This is a genomic window from Shinella sp. WSC3-e (genome assembly GCF_945994535.1).
Classification (GTDB): domain Bacteria; phylum Pseudomonadota; class Alphaproteobacteria; order Rhizobiales; family Rhizobiaceae; genus Shinella; species Shinella yambaruensis.
In genome coordinates this window covers 1,141,423-1,159,978 of sequence record NZ_OZ000530.1, presented here as the reverse complement: position 1 = coordinate 1,159,978, position 18,556 = coordinate 1,141,423, and the positions used below count along the sequence as shown (strand labels likewise).

Here is an 18,556-nt window from a genome sequence, read left to right as displayed (position 1 = left end):
CCAGCCATCGCCGGAGAACATTAAAGAAGCGTGAAGACGGAATCAACGGCAGGAACGGCGTACGGCGGACGCATCCGGGAATCACCTTTTGGTGCGCCCGCCGATTTTGCATTTGGGCCTTGCCGCCCTACCCTTTATAGAACCGGCATCACCGACCCGAAAGGAATCCGCCATGGCGTCCAATGCCGACAACGACAACAACACGCTCGACGAGCCGATGGTCTTCATCATCATCGGCAAGGCCTATGAGCGCGAGGGCGACGAGGGCATCGACATCCACGTCATGCTGCGTGCGCCGGACGACGACAGCGCCGTGCGCGAGGCGCTGAACGCGCTTTCGGAGGAAGGCTTCCTCGAAGCCGACCTCGACCAGATCGGGACGCTGACCGGCGCGCCGGAGGACGAGCCGCACGCCTCCGCCTATCAGGGCGCACTCGAAGGAGAAGTGGCGATCATCCGGTTTGCCTGATGACCGCCCCCTTCCTTACTTGATTTCGCCGCTCGGCAGAGGCGTGTCATCCGTCTCTGCCGGCAGCACCGGATAGACCACCTCCGGCATCCGGCCTTCCAGCGTGCCGAGGAAGGCGACGATCCGGTCCACGTCGGCCTCCGCCAGGTCCTCGCCGAGCTGCGAGGTGCCCATGATCGCGACGGCCTGCTTCAGGTTCCAGACCTTGCCCGAGTGGAAATACGGCGCCGTCAGCGTGACGTTGCGCAGCGGCGCGGCGCGGAAGACGTAGGAATCGTCCGCCGTGGCCGTCACGGCGAAGCGCCCCTTGTCGTTTTCCGGCAGGACTTCGGCGCCCGGCTTCTCGATGAGGCCGAACGGGTAATAGCCGTTGCCGCCGAGATTGATGCCGCTGTGACACGACGCGCAGCCCTTGTCCATGAAGAGCGCAAGGCCCTCCTTCTGCTCCACCGTCATCGCGCCATCGTCGCCGTTGAGATAGGCGTCGAAGGCGGCCGGCGTGATCAGGGTCGCCTCGAAGGCCTCGATCGCCTTGGCCATGTTGTCGAAGGTCACCGGGTCGGCCTCGCCCGGGAAGGCGGCCGTGAACCACTCGACATATTTCGGCATCGACTTCAGTGTCGCGACGACCTGGTTGGGCGTGTTCGCCATCTCGACGCCCGCCTGGATCGGCCCCTTCGCCTGCGCCTTCAGGTCTTCCGCGCGCCCGTCCCAGAACTGGGCCTCGTTGAAGACGGCATTCAGCGCCGTCGGCGAATTGCGCGGTCCCTTCTGCCAGCCGTGGCCGATCGAGGTTTCCAGATTGTCGTCGCCGCCCGTCGCCAGGTTGTGACAGGAATTGCACGAGAAGACGCCCGAGGCCGAAAGGCGCGGATCGAAGAACAGCGCCTTGCCGAGGTCGATCTTCTCCGGCGTGATCGGATTGTCGCTGACCGCCGGATAGGTCGATGGCAGGGGTTTGAAGATGTCGAGGGCCGTTGCGCGCAGATCGGCAGGAACCGGATCGGCGGCAAGGGCCACGGTCGCGATGACCGATGTGGCGACCGTCGCCAGCAGGAATTTCATGGCTACCTCCATTCGTTGGGATACGAATGGACTTTAGAACCGCTCCAATCTGGCCACTTGCGCCAGATCAAGCCGGCCTGCCCTGTCCTTGCGCATAAACAAAAAGCCGCCCGAATTATTTCGGGCGGCTTTCTCAATCGTCAAAAGCGGCAGCGATTACTCGGCCGCGGCACCCTCGCCGCCGGCAAGGTCCGCCAGCATCGGGGTGGCGACGCCGGCGCCCGTCGACTTGCGGCGCTCGTCGAGAATCATCTCGTCGCGGGCCGTCGCGATGCGGCGGATCTGGGTCATGGTGCCACCCGTGCCGGCCGGGATGAGTCGGCCGACGATGACGTTTTCCTTGAGGCCCTGCAGGCCGTCGGTCTTGCCGGCGATCGCCGCTTCCGTGAGGACCTTGGTGGTCTCCTGGAACGAGGCGGCCGAGATGAACGACGGGGTCTGCAGCGAGGCCTTGGTGATGCCGAGCAGCACCGGCTCGCCCGAGGCCGGCTTCTTGCCTTCCTCGATCAGGGCGTCGTTGACGTCCTCCAGCTCGATCCGGTCGACATTGTCGCCGACGATGTAGGTGCTGTCACCTGCATCGGTGATCTCGACCTTCTGCAGCATCTGGCGAACGATCACCTCGATGTGCTTGTCGTTGATCACAACGCCCTGCAACCGGTAGACTTCCTGGATTTCGTTCACGAGGTAGGAAGCAAGTGCCTCCACGCCCTTGATCGCCAGGATGTCGTGCGGCGCCGGATTGCCGTCGAGGATGTAGTCGCCCTTTTCGATGTAGTCGCCATCCTGAAGGTGGAAGGGCTTGCCCTTCGGGATCAGGTACTCGACCGGCTCGACACCGTCTTCCGCCGGCTCGATCGTCACGCGACGCTTGTTCTTGTAGTCGCGGCCGAAGCGGACGGTACCATCGATCTCGGCGATGATGGCGTGGTCCTTCGGACGACGGGCCTCGAACAGTTCGGCAACGCGCGGCAGACCACCGGTGATGTCCTTGGTCTTGGCGCTTTCCAGCGGCGAGCGGGCAAGAACGTCACCCTGGGAGACCTTCTGGCCCGGCTCGACCGAGAGGATCGCGTCGACCGAGAGCATGAAGCGGGCTTCGCCACCGCGCGACAGCTTGGCGACGGCGCCGTTCTTGTCCTTGATGACGATGGCCGGCTTCAGGTCGGAGCCGCGCGGCGTCGAGCGCCAGTCGATGACCGAACGCTTGGTGATGCCGGTGGATTCGTCCGTCGATTCCAGGACCGAGATACCGTCGACCACGTCCTCGAAGTGAACCGTACCTTCCACTTCCGTCATCATCGGACGGGTGTAGGGGTCCCATTCGGCGAGACGCTGGCCGCGCTTCACCTTGTCGCCGTCGTCGACGAAGATCTTCGAACCGTAGGCGACACGCTGCGAGGAACGTTCCACGCCGCGCTCGTCGAGGATGGTGATCGCCATGTTGCGGCCCATCGCGACGAGTGCGCCATCGGAATTGCGCAGCATGTTGCGGTTCTTGATCTGCACCGTGCCTTCATACGAGGCTTCCAGGAACGACTGGTCGACCACGGTCGCCGTGCCGCCAAGGTGGAAGGTACGCATGGTGAGCTGGGTGCCCGGCTCGCCGATCGACTGCGCCGCGATGACGCCGACGGCCTCGCCCATGTTGACGGGCGTGCCGCGTGCAAGGTCGCGACCGTAGCAGACGCCGCAGACGCCGGTCTGGATCTCGCAGGTCAGCGCCGAGCGGATGCGGATCGACTGGATGCCGGCCTTCTCGATCGCGGCGACGTCGGCCTCGAGGATCATCTTGCCGGCATCGACGATGCGCTCGCCGGTGACCGGATGATCGATGTCGTCGAGAGCCGTACGGCCGAGGACGCGGGTGCCGATGGAGGCCACGACCTGGCCGGCATCGACGATCGCCGTCATGGTGAGGCCCTTGTCGGTGCCGCAATCCGTGTGCGTGACGATGCAGTCCTGCGCGACGTCGACGAGACGGCGGGTCAGGTAGCCGGAGTTCGCGGTCTTCAGGGCGGTGTCCGCCAGGCCCTTGCGGGCGCCGTGCGTCGAGTTGAAGTACTCGTTCACGGTCAGGCCTTCCTTGAAGTTCGAGATGATCGGCGTCTCGATGATCTCGCCCGAGGGCTTGGCCATGAGGCCGCGCATGCCGCCCAGCTGGCGCATCTGGTTCGGAGAACCGCGGGCGCCGGAGTGCGACATCATGTAGATCGAGTTCATCGGCTTCTGGCGGCCGGTCTCGGGATCGAATTCGACGGCCTTGATGCGCGCCATCATCTCTTCCGCGACCTTCTCGGTGGCCTTGCCCCAGGCGTCGACGACCTTGTTGTATTTCTCGCCCTGGGTGATCAGGCCGTCATTGTACTGCTGCTCGTATTCCTTGACGAGATTTTCGGTGTCGCCGACGATCTTCGCCTTGGTATCCGGAATGACCATGTCGTCCTTGCCGAACGAGATGCCGGCGCGGCAGGCGTGGCTGAAGCCGAGCTGCATGATGCGGTCGCAGAAGATGACCGTGTCCTTCTGGCCGCAGTGGCGGTAGACCGTGTCGATCATCTTGGAGATGTTCTTCTTGGTCATTTCCTGGTTGCAGATATCGAACGGGATGTTGCCGTTTTTCGGCAGCAATTCGCCGATGATCATGCGGCCGGGCGTCGTCTCGTAGATCTTGGTGTAGGGCTTGCCCTCACCGTCGACCGACTTGTAGCGGCCGCGGATCTTCGCGTGCAGCGTCACGACCTTGTTTTCGAGCGCATGGTGCAGTTCGCCCATGTCGGAGAAGGCCATGCCTTCGCCCGGCTCGTTCTGGTTCATGATCGACAAATAGTAGAGGCCGAGAACCATGTCCTGCGAGGGAACGATGATCGGTGCGCCGTTCGCCGGGTGCAGGATGTTGTTCGTCGACATCATGAGCACGCGCGCTTCCAGCTGGGCTTCCAGCGAGAGCGGGACGTGGACGGCCATCTGGTCTCCGTCGAAGTCGGCGTTGAAGGCCGTGCAGACGAGCGGGTGCAGCTGGATCGCCTTGCCTTCGACCAGGATCGGTTCGAAGGCCTGGATGCCCAGGCGGTGCAGCGTCGGCGCGCGGTTGAGGAGAACCGGATGCTCGCGGATGACCTCGTCGAGGATATCCCAGACTTCCGGCTTTTCCTTTTCGACCAGCTTCTTGGCCTGCTTGACGGTCGAGGAGAAGCCCTTGGCGTCAAGGCGGGCGTAGATGAACGGCTTGAAGAGTTCGAGCGCCATCTTCTTCGGCAGGCCGCACTGGTGCAGCTTCAGTTCCGGGCCGGTCACAATGACCGAACGGCCGGAATAGTCGACGCGCTTGCCGAGCAGGTTCTGGCGGAAGCGGCCCTGCTTGCCCTTGAGCATGTCGGACAGCGACTTCAGCGGACGCTTGTTGGCGCCGGTGATGACGCGGCCGCGGCGGCCGTTGTCGAACAGGGCGTCAACCGATTCCTGAAGCATGCGCTTCTCGTTGCGGATGATGATGCCCGGCGCGCGCAGCTCGATGAGGCGCTTCAGACGGTTGTTGCGGTTGATGACGCGGCGGTAGAGATCGTTGAGGTCCGACGTCGCGAAACGGCCACCGTCCAGCGGGACGAGCGGACGCAGGTCCGGCGGGATCACCGGAACGACCTTCATGATCATCCATTCCGGACGGTTGCCGCTCTCCATGAAGTTCTCGACGATCTTCAGGCGCTTCATCAGCTTCTTCTGCTTCAGGTCCGACGTGGTGTCGGCCAGATCAGAGCGCAGATCGCCGGCGATCTTTTCCAGATTCATCGAGGCGAGCATCTCGTAGATGGCCTCGGCGCCGATCATCGCCGTGAACTGGTCTTCACCATATTCATCGACGGCGATCATGTATTCTTCTTCGGAAAGAAGCTGGTTTTCCTTGAGCGCGGTGAGGCCCGGCTCCGTCACGATGTAGTTCTCGAAATAGAGAACGCGCTCGACATCCTTCAGCGTCATGTCGAGGAGCGTGGCGATGCGGGACGGCAGCGACTTCAGGAACCAGATATGGGCGACGGGCGCGGCGAGCTCGATATGGCCCATGCGCTCGCGGCGAACGCGCGACAGCGTGACTTCGACGCCGCACTTTTCGCAGATGATGCCCTTGTATTTCATGCGCTTGTACTTGCCGCACAGGCACTCGTAGTCCTTGATCGGCCCGAAGATGCGCGCGCAGAACAGACCGTCACGCTCCGGCTTGAACGTGCGGTAGTTGATGGTTTCCGGCTTCTTGATCTCGCCGTACGACCAGGACAGGATCTTTTCCGGAGACGCGATCGAAATGCGGATGGAGTCGAACGTCTGCGCAGGCACCTGCGGGTTGAAAAGGTTCATGACCTCTTGGTTCATGCCTATCTCCTTCGTGGGCCAGTGGCCCTCTGCTTAGCAGTCAAATGCGGCGATACCCGGGTGCCGCACGACTGCCTGAAACGGATGAGCCGCCCCTCGCCTTGCAGCGGGAGCGGTAACGGTGCGCGCCTTTCCGGCGCGCACCTTGTCAGGCTTATTCCGCCGCGTCGGGAAGCTGGCCGGCTTCGGCTGCGGGATCGACCTTCGAGTTTTCCAGCTCGACGGAGAGGCCGAGCGAGCGCATTTCCTTGACGAGAACGTTGAAGCTCTCCGGAATGCCCGCCTCGAACGTGTCGTCGCCACGAACGATCGCCTCGTAGACCTTGGTGCGGCCCGCCACGTCGTCCGACTTCACGGTCAGCATTTCCTGCAGCGTGTAGGCGGCGCCGTAGGCTTCGAGCGCCCAGACTTCCATTTCCCCGAAGCGCTGGCCGCCGAACTGCGCCTTGCCGCCCAGCGGCTGCTGGGTGACGAGCGAGTACGGACCGATCGAGCGCGCGTGGATCTTGTCGTCGACAAGGTGGTTCAGCTTGATCATGTACATGTAGCCGACCGTGACCTTGCGGTCGAAAGGCTCACCCGTACGACCATCGTACAGAACCGACTGGCCCGAGGGGTTGAGGCCCGCGCGCTCCAGCATGCTGGCGACGTCCGGCTCGTGCGCACCGTCGAAGACCGGCGTCGCGATGGAGACGCCCTTGCGGGACTGCTCGGCGAGCTTGACCAGGGCGGCGTCGTCGAAATGGGCGACCTCGTCCTTGGCCTCGCTCTCGTAGACTTCCGTCAGCTCGCGCTTCAGGTCCGAGATGTCCATGGTCTTGCGGTACTCGTCGAGCAGGTCGCCGATCTTCTTGCCCATGCCGGCGCAAGCCCAGGCAAGGTGGGTTTCGAGGATCTGGCCGACGTTCATGCGCGAGGGCACGCCCAGCGGGTTCAAGCAGATGTCGACATGCGTGCCGTCTTCGAGGAACGGCATGTCCTCGATCGGCAGGATGCGCGAGACCACGCCCTTGTTGCCGTGACGGCCGGCCATCTTGTCGCCGGGCTGGATCTTGCGCTTCACGGCGACGAAGACCTTGACCATTTTCATGACGCCCGGAGGCATCTCGTCGCCGCGCTGGACCTTCTCGACCTTGTCCATGAAGCGCTGTTCAAGGCGCGACTTGGATTCGTCGTACTGGCCGCGGAGCGCTTCGATCTCGCCCTGGACCTTCTCGTCCTCGACGGCGAACATCCACCACTGCGAGCGGGGATATTCGGAGATAACGGCGTTCGACAGCTCGGTGCCCTTCTTGAAGGACTTCGGGCCGGCGACGGCGACGTGGCCGCGCAGCATGTCGGTCAGGCGGCCGTAGACGTTGCGGTCGAGGATCGCCTGCTCGTCGTCACGGTCCTTGGCGAGACGCTCGATCTCTTCCCGCTCGATCGCCATCGCGCGTTCGTCCTTCTCCACGCCGTGGCGGTTGAAGACGCGAACTTCGACGACCGTGCCGAAGGTGCCGGGCGGCATGCGCATGGAGGTGTCGCGAACGTCGGAGGCCTTCTCACCGAAGATGGCGCGCAGGAGCTTTTCTTCCGGCGTCATCGGGCTTTCGCCCTTCGGGGTGATCTTGCCGACCAGGATGTCGCCCGGCTGAACCTCTGCGCCGATATAGACGATACCGGCTTCGTCGAGGTTCTTCAGCGCTTCTTCCGAAACGTTCGGAATGTCGCGCGTGATTTCTTCCGGACCCAGCTTGGTGTCGCGGGCCATGACTTCGAATTCCTCGATGTGGATCGAGGTGAACACGTCGTCGGAGACGATGCGTTCGGACATCAGGATCGAGTCTTCGTAGTTGTAGCCGTTCCACGGCATGAACGCGACGAGCGCGTTGCGGCCGAGCGCGAGGTCGCCGAGGTCGGTCGACGGACCGTCCGCGATGATGTCGCCCTTGTTCAGAACGTCGCCGACGGTGACCAGCGGGCGCTGGTTGACGCAGGTGTTCTGGTTGGAACGTTGGAACTTCTGCAGGCGGTAGATATCGACGCCCGACTTCGACGGATCAAGGTCTTCGGTGGCGCGGATAACGATACGGGTCGCATCCACCTGGTCGACGACGCCGCCGCGGCGGGCCGCGATGGCGGCGCCCGAGTCACGGGCGACGACCGGCTCCATGCCGGTGCCGACGAACGGGGCTTCGGCACGCAGCAGCGGCACGGCCTGACGCTGCATGTTCGAGCCCATGAGCGCGCGGTTCGCGTCGTCGTTCTCGAGGAACGGGATGAGCGCGGCCGCGACCGAAACGAGCTGCTTCGGCGACACGTCCATGAGGTTGATCTGGTCGCGCGGGGCGAGCATGACCTCGCCGGCGTGACGGCAGACGACGAACTCTTCAGCGAAGGAACCGTCGGCTTCGAGCACCGAGTTGGCCTGTGCGACGTGGTACTTGGCCTCTTCCATGGCGGAGAGGTAGACCACATCCGTCGTCACCTTGCCGTCGACGATCTTGCGGTACGGCGATTCGATGAAGCCGTACTTGTTGACGCGGGCGAAGGTTGCGAGCGAGTTGATCAGACCGATGTTCGGGCCTTCCGGCGTCTCGATCGGGCAAATACGGCCGTAATGGGTCGGGTGAACGTCGCGGACTTCGAAGCCGGCGCGCTCGCGGGTCAGACCACCCGGGCCAAGGGCCGAAAGACGGCGCTTGTGGGTGATTTCCGAGAGCGGGTTCACCTGGTCCATGAACTGCGAGAGCTGCGAGGAACCGAAGAACTCGCGAACGGCGGCGGCTGCCGGCTTCGCGTTGATCAGGTCCTGCGGCATGACCGTGTCGATCTCGATCGAGGACATACGTTCCTTGATCGCGCGCTCCATGCGCAGCAGGCCGAGACGGTACTGATTCTCCATCAATTCGCCGACCGAACGGACGCGGCGGTTGCCGAGGTTGTCGATGTCGTCGATCTCGCCCTTGCCGTCGCGCAGCTCGACCAGCATCTTCACGACGGCGAGGATGTCCTCCTTGCGCAGCGTGCGGACCGTGTCGGCGACGTCGAGGTCGAGGCGCATGTTCATCTTCACGCGGCCGACGGCGGAGAGGTCGTACCGCTCGGCATCGAAGAACAGCGTGTTGAACATGGCTTCGGCCGAATCCATGGTCGGCGGTTCACCCGGACGCATGACGCGGTAGATGTCGAACAGCGCGTCCTGGCGGTTCTCGTTCTTGTCGGCGGCGAGCGTGTTGCGGATATAGGCACCGACATTGATGTGGTCGATGTCGAGGACCGGGATCTCGTCGAAACCGGCGGCCAGGATGACCGGCAGGGTCTTCTCGTCGATTTCGTCGCCGGCTTCGAGATAAATCTCACCCGTCGAATAGTTGACGATGTCCTCGGCAAGATAGTTGCCGTAGAGCTCCTCGTCGGTCGCCTTGAGGGCCTTCAGGCCCTTTTCCGAGAGCTGGCGGAGCAGACGCGGGGTCAGCTTCTTGCCGATCTCGACGACCACTTCACCGGTGTCGGCGTCGACCATATCCGCGACGGCCTTCTGGCCCTTCAGCGCGTCGGGATTGAACGGCACGCGCCAGCCTTCGCCGTCGCGCTGGTAGAGCGACTTCGTGTAGAAGGTCGACAGGATGTCTTCGCCGTCCATGCCGAGCGCCATGAGCAGCGAGGTGACGGGGATCTTGCGGCGGCGGTCGATGCGCGCATGCACGATGTCCTTGGCGTCGAACTCGATGTCCAGCCAGGAACCGCGATAGGGGATGACGCGCGCGGCGAAGAGCAGCTTGCCCGACGAGTGGCTCTTGCCCTTGTCGTGGTCGAAGAACACGCCCGGCGAACGGTGCATCTGGGAGACGATGACGCGCTCGGTGCCGTTGACGATGAACGTGCCGTTGTCGGTCATGAGCGGCATGTCGCCCATGTAGACGTTCTGTTCCTTGATGTCCTTGATGGACTTGGCACCCGTATCCTCGTCGATATCGAACACGATGAGGCGCAGCGTCACCTTGAGCGGCGCTGCATAGGTCAGGTCACGCTGGCGGCATTCCTCGACGTCGAACTTCGGCTGCTCGAATTCGTAGGAGACGAATTCGAGCATGGAAGCGCCGGAGAAGTCGGTGATCGGGAAGACCGACTTGAAAACGGTCTGAAGCCCCTCGTCCGGGCGACCGCCGGCGGGCTCTTCAACCATCAGGAACTGGTCGTAGGATGCCTTCTGAACCTCGATGAGGTTCGGCATGACTGCGACTTCGGGGATTTTTCCAAAAAACTTGCGTACGCGCCTACGACCGTTAAACGAAAGGGTCTGAGCCATCGTCGCTCCTTCAAATTTGCATCCGGGCCTGCAACGGACGGGGTTCGCTGGCCAGTCGATCCCGTCGACCAATGGGTTGGTTCAATCTCGTCTTGCTGCCGGTCGACGGGCCGGATTGCCCAATCTTGCGGTGAAGACCATCCTCTTGAAGAACCCATTACCCAAAAGCCGTTTTCAGCGGCTTTTGGGTAATCAGTTCAGCGGAAAGGATCGACGGGAGAGGGCTTTCGCCCTCCCCCGCAGCATTCCGATATTACTTGACGTCGACCTTGGCGCCGGCGTCCTCAAGCTTCTTCTTGAGGTCAGCGGCTTCAGCCTTGGAAACGCCTTCCTTGACAGCCTTCGGAGCGCCTTCGACGAGGTCCTTGGCTTCCTTGAGGCCGAGACCGGTGATGGCGCGGACTTCCTTGATGACGTTGATCTTGTTGGCGCCGGCGTCGGCGAGGATCACGTCGAATTCGGTCTTTTCTTCTTCAGCAGCAGCCGGAGCAGCACCGCCGCCAACGGCAGCGACAGCTACGGGAGCAGCAGCCGAAACGCCCCACTTCTCTTCGAGCAGCTTGGAAAGCTCGGCGGCTTCCAGAACGGTCAGCGAGGAGAGGTCTTCTACGATCTTTGCGAGATCAGCCATTTTCATATTTCCTTTTGTTCGGTTCGAACTGGTGTGTTTGATTTACAGCGAAAAACCGCCTTACGCGGCTTCGTCCTTCTTGGCGTAGGCTGCGAACACGCGGGCAAGCTGGCTTGCCGGTGCTGCAACGACCGTGGCGACGCGCGTTGCCGGGGCTGCAATGAGGCCCAGGAGCTTTGCACGCAGCTCGTCGAGCGAAGGCAGGGTCGCAAGCGACTTGACTGCTTCTGCGTCGAGCGTGGTCGCACCCATGGCGCCGCCGAGGACAACGAGCTTGTCGTTGGTCTTGGCGAAGTCCATGGCTACCTTCGGAGCGATCATCGGATCATTTGCATATGCAATGAGCGTCTGACCCTGGAAGAGATCAGACATCCCTTCCGACTCCGTACCCTGAAGGGCAATTTTGGCCAGGCGGTTCTTCGCGACTTTGACGGTACCGCCCGCTGCACGCATCTTCGTACGAAGATCGTTCATCTGTGCAACGGTGATGCCGGCATAGCGGGCCACGACAACCGAACCGGAAGCCTTGAAGACTTCATTCAGCTCCGTGACGAATTCGCGTTTTTCCGCTCTTTCCACTGCCTATCTCCAGTTGACAGGACCGTGACTTCTCACGGGACCTGCCGGGTTTGCCTTTGCCGCCAGGGATCCGCTTTACAAAAGAAGATCCCGAGCGACGCTCGAGGATCCTGTCCCCCCGCGCTCGGTCGAGGACCGCGGCACAGGCAAGGTAGGTTCGAACCGAATTCCGCGTCATCCGACGCTGAGTGAAATCCAGGTCTCACCCGTCTCATGCAGGCAACGTGATTAAGGCCTAACCACCTGCAATCTCGGACAGGAGTTCCGGGTTTCCCCGGAAATCCCCGGCCAGACCGGCCGGGAATTCTTTCAAGGCCCCGCCGAAGCGGTGCCGAAATTCAGGTGCCTGATCAGGCGACCGTCGACGGATCGATCTTGACGCCCGGACCCATCGTCGAAGAGATGGCAACGCGCTTGACGTAGTTGCCCTTGGCGCCCGTCGGCTTCGCCTTGATGACGGCGTCGGCGAAAGCCTTGATGTTCTCTTCCAGAGCCTTGGCGTCGAAGGAGGCCTTGCCCACGCCGGCATGGATGATGCCGGCCTTCTCGACGCGGAACTCGACAGCGCCGCCCTTGGATGCCTTGACGGCGCCGGCGACGTCCATGGTGACCGTGCCGACCTTCGGGTTCGGCATCATGCCGCGCGGGCCGAGTACCTTGCCGAGACGGCCGACGAGCGGCATCATGTCCGGGGTCGCGATGCAGCGATCGAAGTCGATCTTGCCGCCCTGGACGATCTCGACGAGGTCTTCGGCGCCGACGATGTCAGCGCCGGCAGCCTTGGCTTCGTCGGCCTTGGCGCCACGGGCGAAGACGGCGACACGAACGTCGCGGCCGGTGCCGTTCGGCAGGTTGACGACGCCGCGGACCATCTGGTCGGCGTGGCGCGGGTCGACGCCGAGGTTCATGGCGACTTCAACGGTTTCGTCGAACTTGGCGGTCGCACGCTCCTTGACGAGGGCGATGGCGTCCGACAGGGCAACGAGCTTGGTCGGGTCGATGCCTTCACGGATCTTCTGGAGACGCTTTGCAATCTTGGCCATGATCAACCTACCACTTCCAGGCCCATGGCGCGGGCGGAGCCCTCGACCATTGCCATCGCGCCTTCGATATCGGCGGCGTTGAGATCCTTCATCTTGGCTTCGGCGATCGACTTGATCTGAGCCTTGGTGAGCTTGCCGATGGAACCGCCCTTGCCGGGGGTCTTCGAGCCGGACTGGATCTTGGCTTCCTTCTTGAGGAAGTAGGTCACCGGCGGCTGCTTCATCACGAAGGTGAAGGACTTGTCCTGGTAATAGGTGATGACGACCGGGATCGGCATACCCTTTTCCATTTCCTGCGTCGCCGCGTTGAACGACTTGCAGAATTCCATGATGTTAATACCACGCTGACCAAGCGCCGGGCCGATCGGCGGGGACGGGTTCGCCGAGCCTGCCTTGACCTGAAGCTTGAGCTGGCCTGCAACTTTCTTAGCCATTTCTCTCTGCCTTTCAGAATGCGGCCGGTTTCCCGGCCCGTGATGCCGGTCGGACGACCGGCGGCTGCGGTTGCGTGGTACGGTCAGAACGCCCGGCTAAAGGCCGCCTTCCCTTCCACGCGATTGGCGGAAACTTCCGCCGCCAGCCCTCGAAGGAGGGCTGGATTTCAGATGAGCCGCGCCGGAGGCGCCGCCGAAATCAGATTTTCTCGACCTGGGCGTATTCCAGTTCGACCGGGGTGGCGCGGCCGAAGATCGACACTTCCACCTTGAGGCGCGAGCGCTCCTCGTCGACGTCCTGCACGGTGCCGTTGAACGACGCGAACGGACCGTCGGAAACACGAACCTGCTCGCCGATCTCGAACGAGACCGAGGGCTTCGGACGGTCGACGCCGTCCTGGACCTGCGACAGGATGCGCTCGGCTTCACTGTCCGGGATCGGGACCGGCTTGTTGTCGGAACCGAGGAAGCCCGTGACCTTCGGCGTGTTCTTGATGAGGTGGTAGGCCTCATCCGTCAGGTTCGCCCGCACCAGCACATAGCCGGGGAAGAACTTGCGCTCCGAATCGACCTTGCGGCCGCGACGCACCTCGACGACCTTCTCGGTCGGCACCAGGATCTTCTCGAAAAGATGCTCAAGGCCCTTCTGGCGGGCCTTGTTCTCGATGTCCTCAGCGACCTTCTTCTCGAAATTTGAATAGGCGTGGACGATGTACCAACGGGAAGCCATGTTCATCTCCAACCAATCAGGCGCTGGCGTTGAGGATGAGGCCGATCAGCCACCCCATCAACTGGTCCGCAGCGAAGAAGAACACTGCGGCCAGGAAAACCATGATGAACACCATGACGGTCGAGATCATCGTCTCGCGCCGCGAGGGCCAAGTCACTTTCGCCGTCTCGGAGCGTACCTGCTGCAGAAACGCAATCGGATTCGTTTTCGATGCCATTGAATGTCCACGCCATTACGGCACGTAAAGCTGAACTCTCAGCCCCACGCACCGCGTGTCTGTTTTGCCCTACATAAAGCCCGATTCTCTTTTTAACAAGAGGCAGCCCGGGCTTTTCGCGAATTTAGACGGCACGACGCCGCCACGCCATCCGCCCCCGTCGCTGCAAGTCGTCCGCGCTGTCCGGCTGGGAATGGCAGGGGCAGAGGGGCTCGAACCCCCGACCTGCGGTTTTGGAGACCGCCGCTCTACCAACTGAGCTATACCCCTATTTGCCTGCCGCGTCCCGGGCGAACCGCCCGTCACCGGCAAGGCATGGCGTCTTTACGGCGCACGGATCGACTTGGCAAGCCCGAAGACGAGATTTTTTCACAGGTTAGCACGCCCTCGCCCCGGCGCCGCCTCACCAGGCGAAACGAAGCCGGGCCTTGACCGTGCTGATCAGCTTCATGTCCTGCCGGCGTACGGAGGCGCCGAGGTCCAGGCAATCGAAGACGCGCTGCTCGACGCCGAATTCCGCACCGATCCGCTTCTGGCCGCGGGCGGTCGAGCCGGTGGCGACGAGGTCGGTTCCCGTCGGCAGGGCCTGGATCCGTGCCTGCTGCGTCATGCGCACCGCGCCGCGGTCGCCGGTGCGCATATTGGCGTCGGCGGAAACCGAGGGCGCCAGGACGATGTCGAAGGAGGGCGTCGCCATCCAGCGGCGCGACAGGCCGGCGCTCGCCGAAACCCGCCCGGTCAGCGGATTGTAACCCGCCGTGACGTTGCGCTGCGCACCGGACAGCCCCTCCCCGCGCATTTCCGCCCAGAGCCGCGCATTGTCGCGCGTATCGCGGATACGGCCGGTGGAGGACGCGGTGACCGCAAGATCCACCCCGGCGCTCATCTCGGCCGCGGTCGCGGCCTTGGCCCCCAGGCGCAGGCGATAGGCATAGCCGGATAGTTTTGCCGGAGACCAGATGAGCAGCGAATCCTCCGCCCGCGCCGCGCCTGCCGGCAGAATCACAAGAATCATCGAGAGAGCGAGCGCTGCGCGCGCCGCGCCTGCAAAAGCGTTCATGAGGGTTCAGGCCCGTGTCTGGTTGCCGTGATGCGCGCGGCGCGACCCGCCACCCGCAGGGGCGCCGCCGCAATACACGGGATCGAAACGATCCCTCGGCGCCGGGCCTGCGGCTCACCACCCGTCAGGCCATGTCGCTCCAGGCGACGCGGCAAATCTACCCGCTCGTGCCGATCGCCTCTATCCCCAGACCTGGCGAGTTATCGCCAAAGGCTAAAAAAGCATGGCATTTCAAAGCGCCTGAACGCAAAAGCCCCGCGGTTTCCCGCGGGGCCCTCATCAGATCCAGGATCCGAAGCTTACTCGACGATCGAAGCGACGATGCCGGCGCCGTGTGCAAATCGCGCTTGCGCGCCATTTGCACACTTTTTTGCCGTCGGCAGGCTTACGCCATCGCCAGCGATCGTTACTCGACGATCGAAGCGACGATGCCGGCGCCGACGGTGCGGCCACCCTCACGAATAGCGAAGCGCAGCTTCTCTTCCATCGCGATCGGAACGATCAGCTCGACGTCAACCGTAACGTTGTCGCCCGGCATCACCATTTCCGTGCCTTCCGGCAGCGTCACGATGCCCGTCACGTCCGTCGTGCGGAAGTAGAACTGCGGACGGTAGTTCGTGAAGAACGGCGTATGACGGCCGCCTTCTTCCTTCGTCAGGATGTAGGCTTCGGCCTTGAACTTCTTGTGCGGCTTGACCGAACCCGGCTTGCACAGGATCTGGCCACGCTCGACGCCGTCACGGTTCACACCGCGCAGCAGCGCACCGATGTTGTCGCCCGCCTGGCCCTGGTCGAGCAGCTTGCGGAACATCTCGACGCCCGTGCAGGTCGTCTTCGTCGTCGGGCGGATGCCGACGATCTCGATTTCCTCACCGACCTTGACGATGCCGCGCTCGACGCGACCGGTCACGACCGTGCCGCGGCCCGAGATCGAGAACACGTCTTCGATCGGCATCAGGAACGGCTGGTCGATCGGACGCTCCGGCGTCGGGATGTAGGCGTCGACCTGAGCCATCAGCTCGCGGATCGCGTCTTCGCCGATCTTCTTGTCGGAGTCTTCGAGAGCGGCCAGAGCCGAACCCTTGACGATCGGAATGTCGTCGCCCGGGAAGTCGTAGGACGACAGAAGCTCGCGCACTTCCAGCTCGACGAGCTCGAGAAGCTCGGCGTCGTCAACCTGGTCGACCTTGTTGAGGAACACCACGATCGCCGGAACGCCGACCTGGCGGGCCAGCAGGATGTGCTCGCGGGTCTGCGGCATCGGGCCGTCGGCAGCCGAGCAGACCAGGATCGCGCCGTCCATCTGGGCAGCACCGGTGATCATGTTCTTCACATAGTCGGCGTGGCCGGGGCAGTCGACATGCGCGTAGTGACGGTTCGGCGTCTCGTATTCGACGTGCGCCGTCGAGATCGTGATGCCGCGGGCCTTCTCTTCCGGAGCCGCGTCGATCTGGTCGTACGCCTTGAACTCGCCGAAATACTTCGTGATCGCTGCCGTCAGCGACGTCTTGCCATGGTCAACGTGGCCGATCGTGCCGATGTTTACGTGAGGCTTGTTGCGCTCAAACTTACCTTTTGCCATGTTTTTATTCCTACTGAACGAAAGTTGGGCTAACCGGCCCGTCCGGTTTGGCAGGCGTTTAAGGCTTTCGCAACGAATGCGCAAGCCTTAAATGTATGGGAGAAACATGCCGGAAACGAGCGGAGGCAAGCCAGATAGCGGATAGATCGTGATGTGGATTCGCTTTTTCAAGGCAGGATCTTAGGGCGAAGTGCTGATTCTTTTCATGAAGGAAAATTGACACAGGCAGCGAGCCTCGCATCCAGGCGCCGGCATTTTTACCTGATAGCGTTCTTGCAATTCGCGATTTTCCGGATGTGCCGGATGGCATCCATCGACCATGATCCGCGGCGTTTCAAGGCGGCTTCCGTCGCCATGCGAGGTCCCGACTGGAACAGCGCCTTCCCGTTTACAGCGCTGCCGCGAACGCGGCCGGGCCATGGTGGACGTTCCGGGTGAGGAACGCCAGGGCGGCCGCGCCGATCAGGCCGGAATTCTGGCCGAGTGCGGCGCGCGTGACGCGCACGTCCTTGAACGCGGGCATGGCCCGGTCGGATATGCAGCGCTCGATGCCGGGACGCAGGCGCTCGAACTCATGCGAAAGCCCGCCCCCCATGATGACGACCTCGGGACTGAAGATGTGGATGAGGCTGACGAAACCCCGGCCGAGGATGCCGGCCTCCTCGTCGACAAGCCGGTTGGCGAGTTCGTCGCCGGCCCGTGCAGCGGCAAAGACGGCGCGGCTGTCTATGGACCCGCCATCCGCGCCAAGCCGCGTTCCCGTGCAGGCAAAGGCCTGCTCCCGAGCCCGGCGGGTGAAGGCCGTGCCCGATCCATAGGCTTCGAAGCAGCCGCGGTTGCCGCAGGGGCAAAGCGCGCCGTCCGGCATGACGGACATGTGACCGACATGGCCCGCCATGCCCTTGCGCCCCCGCAGCACGCGCCCGTCGGCGATGACGCCGCCGCCGATGCCGGTGCTGACGGTCACGTAGACGAGGTTCTCGAGCCCCTTGCCCGCGCCGAACTGCCATTCGCCGATGGCCGCGGCGATGCCGTCGTTCTCCAGGCTGACGGGAAAGGCGAAGCGCTTCTGCAGTTCCGCCTTCAAGGGGAAGTCGGCAAAGCCCGCCAGCGTCGGAATATCGCGCGCGACACCCGCGATCGTGTCGATCGGCCCCGGCGTGGACACACCGATTCCCACCGGTGCGGCGGTGCCTGCGGCAGCGACAAGGCCGTCGGCAAGCGCCTTGATCTGCGCCAGCACGCGCTCGGGACCTGCCATGGCGTCGGTCCGCTCCTCGGCGCGGGCGACGATCTCGCCCCGCGTGCCGACGAGCGCCGCGCGAACCTGCGTCCCGCCGAGATCGATGCCGATGGCAATCTGCTGCATGGCGCAATCCGGCGTCAGAGGGCGTGGAGCCACGCCATGCGCTCGGCAAGCGACGGCGCGTTGAATGCGAGCGAGCCGAGAACGACCGTCTCGGCGCCGGACCGGCGCAGCAGCGGCACGGTATGCTCGCGAATACCGCCATCGGCCGCCAGCACGATGCGATGGTCCGCATCGCTTTCGGCGATGATCTGCCGGGCCTCCTGCAGGCGCGTGCCCGCCGTCCCGTCGAGGCCCTGGCCCTTCACGCCGATCGCCGTGCCGAGCAGCGTGACGAAACGCAGCCGCGCCGCATGGCGGCGAAGCCGTTCGACGGGCGTCTCCACCCGCAGCACCATGCCGGCGGCGACGCCGCGGCGGTCGAGCAGGTCGAGCGCCGCGTCCGCCACGCCTTCGTTCTCGACATGGATGCTGATGAGATCGCTGCCCGCATCGGCAAACTGCTCGATCTGCGACAGCACGACCGCATCCGCCACCATGAGATGGACGTGGATGGGCCGGGCGGAGACCTTGCGCAGGCCCGCCACCAGATCCGGGAAGAACAGCAGGGCCGGCGCGAAATGGCCGTCGGCGACGTCGACATGCAGGACGTCGACATGCGGATCGACACGGGCAAGGTCATCGGCAAGCCGCACGAGATCGGCGGACCAGACGGAGAACTCGGCGATCAGGCGGTCCTTCGGCAGGTCGTCGATCCAGGATTTGGCGGGGGTCATCT

General features: G+C 63.4%; 14 protein-coding genes and 1 tRNA gene. 1 reads left to right on the top strand and 14 read right to left on the bottom strand.

The annotated features are described in order from the left end of the window. Nucleotides 1-172: 172 nt before the first annotated feature. The gene (locus AABF56_RS05830) at nt 173-469 is read left to right on the top strand and encodes a transcriptional regulator (protein ID WP_272805244.1); all 297 of its coding nucleotides are present in this window, start codon (nt 173-175) and stop codon (nt 467-469) included. A 15-nt stretch (nt 470-484) separates the two neighbouring features. On the opposite strand, the gene AABF56_RS05825 is transcribed toward AABF56_RS05830, so the two are convergent. The 14 genes from AABF56_RS05825 to AABF56_RS05760 form a co-directional block, all read right to left on the bottom strand. Beyond that, nucleotides 485-1,534: a cytochrome-c peroxidase gene (locus tag AABF56_RS05825; RefSeq protein ID WP_272805243.1), complete on the bottom strand. Its 1,050-nt coding sequence runs from the start codon at nt 1,532-1,534 to the stop codon at nt 485-487. A 156-nt stretch (nt 1,535-1,690) separates the two neighbouring features. Beyond that, nucleotides 1,691-5,902 (bottom strand): DNA-directed RNA polymerase subunit beta', encoded by a 4,212-nt coding sequence (gene rpoC / locus AABF56_RS05820; protein ID WP_272805242.1) that lies wholly within the window; start codon nt 5,900-5,902, stop codon nt 1,691-1,693. 154 nt (nt 5,903-6,056) lie between these two features. Then, nucleotides 6,057-10,196 carry a DNA-directed RNA polymerase subunit beta gene (gene rpoB / locus AABF56_RS05815; protein WP_244765696.1) on the bottom strand — a complete coding sequence of 1,380 codons (4,140 nt, stop codon included), beginning with the start codon at nt 10,194-10,196 and terminating at the stop codon, nt 6,057-6,059. A gap of 253 nt (nt 10,197-10,449) precedes the next feature. Continuing rightward, nucleotides 10,450-10,827: a 50S ribosomal protein L7/L12 gene (gene rplL / locus AABF56_RS05810; protein ID WP_244765697.1), complete on the bottom strand. Its 378-nt coding sequence runs from the start codon at nt 10,825-10,827 to the stop codon at nt 10,450-10,452. Nucleotides 10,828-10,887: 60 nt separating this feature from the next. Next, nucleotides 10,888-11,406: a 50S ribosomal protein L10 gene (gene rplJ, locus AABF56_RS05805; protein WP_024270435.1), complete on the bottom strand. Its 519-nt coding sequence runs from the start codon at nt 11,404-11,406 to the stop codon at nt 10,888-10,890. A gap of 350 nt (nt 11,407-11,756) precedes the next feature. Continuing rightward, complete coding sequence (gene rplA / locus AABF56_RS05800; protein WP_244765698.1) at nt 11,757-12,449, bottom strand: 50S ribosomal protein L1; 693 nt, start codon at nt 12,447-12,449, stop codon at nt 11,757-11,759. Nucleotides 12,450-12,451: 2 nt separating this feature from the next. Beyond that, nucleotides 12,452-12,883: a 50S ribosomal protein L11 gene (gene rplK, locus AABF56_RS05795; protein WP_244765699.1), complete on the bottom strand. Its 432-nt coding sequence runs from the start codon at nt 12,881-12,883 to the stop codon at nt 12,452-12,454. A 199-nt stretch (nt 12,884-13,082) separates the two neighbouring features. Then, the gene (gene nusG / locus AABF56_RS05790; RefSeq protein WP_244765700.1) at nt 13,083-13,613 is read right to left on the bottom strand and encodes a transcription termination/antitermination protein NusG; all 531 of its coding nucleotides are present in this window, start codon (nt 13,611-13,613) and stop codon (nt 13,083-13,085) included. A 16-nt stretch (nt 13,614-13,629) separates the two neighbouring features. After that, on the bottom strand, nt 13,630-13,830 hold the full coding sequence (secE, locus tag AABF56_RS05785; protein ID WP_244765701.1) for a preprotein translocase subunit SecE: 201 nt from the start codon (nt 13,828-13,830) through the stop codon (nt 13,630-13,632). 194 nt (nt 13,831-14,024) lie between these two features. Further along, nucleotides 14,025-14,100: transfer RNA gene (locus tag AABF56_RS05780), tRNA-Trp, on the bottom strand. 133 nt (nt 14,101-14,233) lie between these two features. Beyond that, nucleotides 14,234-14,890 (bottom strand): hypothetical protein, encoded by a 657-nt coding sequence (locus AABF56_RS05775; RefSeq protein WP_272805241.1) that lies wholly within the window; start codon nt 14,888-14,890, stop codon nt 14,234-14,236. Nucleotides 14,891-15,296: 406 nt separating this feature from the next. Further along, nucleotides 15,297-16,472 carry an elongation factor Tu gene (gene tuf / locus AABF56_RS05770; protein ID WP_244765691.1) on the bottom strand — a complete coding sequence of 392 codons (1,176 nt, stop codon included), beginning with the start codon at nt 16,470-16,472 and terminating at the stop codon, nt 15,297-15,299. A gap of 388 nt (nt 16,473-16,860) precedes the next feature. Then, nucleotides 16,861-17,841 (bottom strand): ROK family protein, encoded by a 981-nt coding sequence (locus AABF56_RS05765; protein ID WP_272805240.1) that lies wholly within the window; start codon nt 17,839-17,841, stop codon nt 16,861-16,863. Between the two features lie 14 nt (nt 17,842-17,855). After that, a complete protein-coding gene (locus AABF56_RS05760) occupies nt 17,856-18,554 on the bottom strand; it encodes a ribulose-phosphate 3-epimerase (RefSeq protein WP_272805239.1) in 699 nt (232 codons plus the stop codon). Nucleotides 18,555-18,556: the final 2 nt, after the last annotated feature.